Genomic DNA, 4,625 nt, shown 5'->3' with positions numbered 1-4,625 from the left:
TTTGGCGCGAACTCCGACAATCGGCTTAATTCCTAATTGACGATGTGCCGCAATCACCAAATCAACTTCTTCTACCTGTTCTAAAACGATAATTGAGGTTTGCCCTAGTCTTTGGGCTAACATTGCCGTTTCGATGTATTCCCGGTCTTTGTAGCCGTTGCAAATCAGCAATGCGCCTGGTGTATCCAACAAGGCTAAAGCGATCATTAATTCCGGCTTAGAACCGGCTTCTAAGCCAAACTGATGCGGTTTGCCAAATTTGACTAAATCTTCAATTAAGTGGCGTTCTTGGTTACATTTGACAGGAAACACGCCACGATATACACCAGGGTAATTATAGCGGGCGATCGCTTTATTAAAACAAGCATTCAATCGCTCGATCCGGTCTTCTAAAATATCGGAGAAGCGAATTAACATCGGCAGTCCCAAGTTACGCTGCTTCAAGGCGTTGACTAATTCAAACAAGTCGAGAGAACCACCGCGATCGCCCTTGGGCGAAACTGTAATATGACCGGCAGCATTAATGGAGAAATACGGCTCTCCCCAACCTTCTATCCGGTATAAAGCTTCGCTGTCCTCAATTTTCCAAGCCCCAGGCAAACCCCCTGTAGTACTACTAGGTGGTAGCAGCTTTTTTTGCTTGTGATGTTTTAATTCCGATTTATGTCCATTGGAAGGCATGACCACCCCTTCAGATGTAGCAGTTGATTCAGCACCCATTTGTCGTGACCTCTGTTTTGCACCCACGAATTAACAATTTAACGCATTCAAGTTGCCACGGATATGCACTCAACGATAATTTCTGAGATAAACTCTGATTGGTCAGTAGTCATTTGTTATTTGTCAAGGGTGTGAAATCTTGATTACATAAACAAAAGGCAAATCACAAGAACTAAGACCCGATGAAAAACGTATTAAGTTTTGGGAGATAGCTTTGGAACGCACATTTTTAGCAATTAAACCTGATGGTGTACAGCGTGGACTGGTAGCGGAAATCATCCGTCGCTATGAAACTAAAGGTTTTACCCTCGTGGGTTTGAAATTTATGAAAGTCAGCCGCGAGTTGGCTGAACAGCATTATGATGTTCACAAGGAACGACCATTTTTTCCCAGTTTAGTGGATTTTATCACCTCTGGCCCTGTCGTAGCGATGGTTTGGGAAGGTGATGGTGTTGTGGCTTCTGCGCGCAAAATTATTGGTGCTACTAACCCCTTAACGGCAGAACCTGGAACCATTCGGGGCGATTTTGGCATTAGCATTGGCCGCAATCTGATCCACGGTTCTGATGCTTTGGAAACTGCACAGAGAGAAATAGCTTTGTGGTTTAAAGAGGAAGAATTGGTCAGTTGGCAACCACATTTAACACCTTGGTTACTAGAATAATTTAGTGGTAGGGACGGGTTTTAGTTATATCGTCGTTCATCTTGAATGATATCTGTAAACCCGCCGCTACTGGGTGGTAAGGGCGGGTTTAGTTATATCCTCGTTGATATAAAATCATATCTGTAAACCCGTCCCTAATGGGGACTGGTCTCTACTTCACTCTTTTCCGGTTCTAATTCGGCTACTTCTGCAATCTCATTACGCACAGAGAATCCCCAAACTAGAATGATTGCGATCGCGGAAATTACTACCCATTCTGGTGGAACTAAGTTATCGTTGATGACTCTCATTAACAGGCGCAAACCGACAAACGCCACGGTGATATAGCCGGCATCTTCGAGGTTTTTAAATTCGTCTAACCACCGGATAAACAACCCGGTCATAAATCGCAGGGTAATGATGCCAAGTGTTGCACCAGTCAGAACTAGCCACTTTTCTTGAGAAACCGCGATCGCAGTGGTTACACTATCTAAGGAAAATGCTAAATCTGTAAAGGCAATTACAGGGATGGCTTGCAACAAAGAGTTAAACCGGGGGCCGTGATGATGGTCGTCTTTGGCTTCTTCTGAGGTAAAGTGTTGGAATACCAACCACAGCAAATAGCCAGCACCTAATAATTCAAATTGCCAGTATTTTTGTATCCAAGTGGCAGTTAAAATCAGGCTAATTCGCAGCACATAAGCAACGATTAAACCAAAATTGAGGGCTTTTCGTTCGAGTTCTTTGTCTTCTAATCCTTGGGCGATCGCAGCGAGGGCGATCGCGTTATCAGCAGATAGCACCGCCTCTAATAAAACCAGGATTAGCAGCACTATCAGGGCTTCAACGCTGAAATGAAAGTGAAGATAATCAAAAATTTGGTCTAGCATTCCGGGTTTCTCAAGCAGGAAAAATAAAAATTATCTGAAAAGTGCAACAAAATGCTACTCTTATCCAGCTTAACGCGTTGCTGCCTCATTCTCATGGGGAGGATATCCAGGCGATCGCTTTACGGTTAAGGATTTTTAGGTGTTATTCAATACACCAAAAGTTTTAACATTTCCTTTGCGGTGTAAGAATATCTCTAACTTCCTGTTGTAGAGTCCTTGGGAATAGTAGTGAGGAAAATATAGAGAGGACTGAAGTCCTCACTACGAACTTTTAAATATTTACTCAGAAATATCTGCCAATTTTTCCAACAGACTCTCTGCTAAATTTAATAACTCCCCATTATTTAAATCAACATTATTGTCGTCACCAGCTAACAGATTTCTCACCAAACATAATCTGTCACTGCTTTCGCCAATTCTCCAACATACTTCTAAATTTACAGCTAAATCAAAAAGTGAACGCTCTCCTAAATTTTGCCTGACTCTGATAGCTACATCATCACTACTAACTAAAAATTCCTTAATAGCATCTAATAACTTATTACCTAAAATCTCGTCATCGCCCCAAGTCTCTAACCAATTACTATCTGCATCCTCAACATAAAAATGAACATAATCTACCCCGTAAGTTAGCCAGTCATGCTGCATTCGGCGGGCGGTTGTCAAAGCTTGAGCAAATTCTTCCACAGAAGTTTCGTAGCTGGGAGTTTGTTGTCGGTTAGCCATAAAAGCTGTGATTAGCTGATGAGTATGTAGGGTAAAACACAAATCTTCAAGTATTGAACTGCTGACAGCATCAATCAAACTTCAAATACTTGCCACCAGAAAGATAGTCACTGTTGTGCAGTGCTACGTTGACTAACTGCTTAATGAAATTAGCATCTTTGGGATTGTAACTTAAAAATATTCCTCTCTCGATTTCCCATGAGTGCAGTGTGTTTTGCCAAAAATGATACTTTTGATGATTAAACTCTTCGGATACACTGGTAACTTGAATACATAGTGGTTTATGCTGACGACTACTCACAATCAAATCCGTTGCCATAGACAGGTCGGCAATATAACGCTTCCACACACTACCTTCACGCTGCACAATATCTTGCGCTATTGCTTTAATGATATCATCATCTTCCTGATTAAATTCCCCTGCCATGAGTTTTTGTTTCCAAATGTAAAATTTGGAGTCATTTGCATTTATCCATCTCGGAAAAAGATAGCCATACCAATATTTCTCATTTGGGGTCATCTGCTCGAACTTAGCTTTTTGTTCTGCTTCACAAGATGATGATTTAATCATCAGCCAAATGGTAGAGTCTGTAATTACTTCCAAGAGAAAGGCGAGGACAAAGGGTTTCGCAGTCAAGGAACCTGGTCTAGTATTTTTTACCCACCGATTAATTTCATCTAATTTTTTGGACAAGCTAGGGTCTATCGAGGAAGCTTGCTCGATCAGGTATTTTAACTGTTCCTTAATCTCTTGTGCTTGCAAACGATGCCCTACTTTCAATAACTAACGTTTTGTTGAATAATTTATAACTAGTACAGCTTGCCGTAAATCGACTAGCCATTTCAAGTCAATGAAAAGCCTAGAGAATTAGCCTTTTGACTTCCGCCCTGCGGCACTAGCTCAACTGGTAAATGTCTCTGTGAAAAAAACAATGCACCATAGATTGTATATTCTATTCTATTCTGGGCAGGATCTAAGAATTTTGGGTTAATTGCCACACCAGAAAAGTTGAGTGTGAAATTACTTGTGCTTAAAATACTGTATCTCTTAATGAAATTCACAGGAATCCTGTATAACTTTGAGTACAAGATAGTTCTCAGTTACAACGCTATTACACAGAAGGGTTAATTATGTCTCAGCCAACGATAGAATCAATTCTACAAGAAAAGCGCTCGTTCCCTCCTAGCAGCGAATTTGCCCAAAATGCCCAAATCAAAAGTTTGGCAGACTACCAACAACTATACGCCAAAGCTAAAGCAAATCCGCAGCAATTTTGGGCAGAATTAGCCGAAACTGAATTAGATTGGTTCCAAAAATGGGACACGGTGCTAGATTGGCAACCACCTTTTGCTAAGTGGTTTGTTGGGGGTAAAATTAACATTTCTTATAATTGTCTGGATCGACACCTGACTACTTGGCGCAAAAATAAGGCGGCGCTGATTTGGGAAGGGGAACCAGGAGATTCTCGGACACTAACCTATGCTCAATTACATCGGGAGGTGTGCCAGTTTGCCAATGTGTTGAAGCAATTGGGAGCGAAAAAAGGCGATCGCATCGGTATCTATATGCCCATGATTCCCGAAGCCGCGATCGCGATGTTAGCCTGTGCGAGAATTGGTGCGCCCCACAGTGTGGTATTTGGTGG

Annotated in this window: 5 protein-coding genes and 1 pseudogene; 2 read left to right on the top strand and 4 right to left on the bottom strand. The window is 41.7% G+C overall.

What is annotated here, in order from left to right:
• Nucleotides 1-720: pseudogene (locus VB654_RS06845) on the bottom strand (arginine decarboxylase); the annotation flags it as partial.
• Between the two features lie 214 nt (nt 721-934).
• Here VB654_RS06845 and ndk point away from each other — a divergent pair.
• Nucleotides 935-1,384, top strand: coding sequence for a nucleoside-diphosphate kinase (ndk, locus tag VB654_RS06840; RefSeq protein WP_323212864.1), 450 nt, complete (start codon nt 935-937; stop codon nt 1,382-1,384).
• A 134-nt stretch (nt 1,385-1,518) separates the two neighbouring features.
• Here the strand turns inward: ndk and VB654_RS06835 are convergent, their stop codons facing one another.
• The 3 genes from VB654_RS06835 to VB654_RS06825 form a co-directional block, all read right to left on the bottom strand.
• A complete protein-coding gene (locus VB654_RS06835) occupies nt 1,519-2,253 on the bottom strand; it encodes a TerC family protein (protein ID WP_323212863.1) in 735 nt (244 codons plus the stop codon).
• Nucleotides 2,254-2,532: 279 nt separating this feature from the next.
• A complete protein-coding gene (locus VB654_RS06830; protein ID WP_323212862.1) occupies nt 2,533-2,979 on the bottom strand; it encodes a hypothetical protein in 447 nt (148 codons plus the stop codon).
• Between the two features lie 70 nt (nt 2,980-3,049).
• Nucleotides 3,050-3,742, bottom strand: coding sequence for a hypothetical protein (locus tag VB654_RS06825; protein ID WP_323212906.1), 693 nt, complete (start codon nt 3,740-3,742; stop codon nt 3,050-3,052).
• A 368-nt stretch (nt 3,743-4,110) separates the two neighbouring features.
• On the opposite strand from VB654_RS06825, the gene VB654_RS06820 reads away from it, so the two are divergent.
• A partial coding sequence (locus VB654_RS06820) for an acetyl-coenzyme A synthetase N-terminal domain-containing protein (protein WP_323212861.1) occupies nt 4,111-4,625 on the top strand: 515 nt, incomplete at its 3' end.

It is taken from the genome of Nodularia sp. UHCC 0506 (assembly GCF_034931045.1).
Lineage (GTDB): Bacteria > Cyanobacteriota > Cyanobacteriia > Cyanobacteriales > Nostocaceae > Nodularia.
This window is presented reverse-complemented; position numbering and strand designations above follow the sequence as displayed.

Coding starts and splice junctions, on each gene's coding strand:
- VB654_RS06835 (WP_323212863.1), bottom strand. CDS start 2,253: ATGCTAGACCAAATTTTTGATTATCTTCACTTTCATTTCAGCGTTGAA.
- VB654_RS06830 (WP_323212862.1), bottom strand. CDS start 2,979: ATGGCTAACCGACAACAAACTCCCAGCTACGAAACTTCTGTGGAAGAA.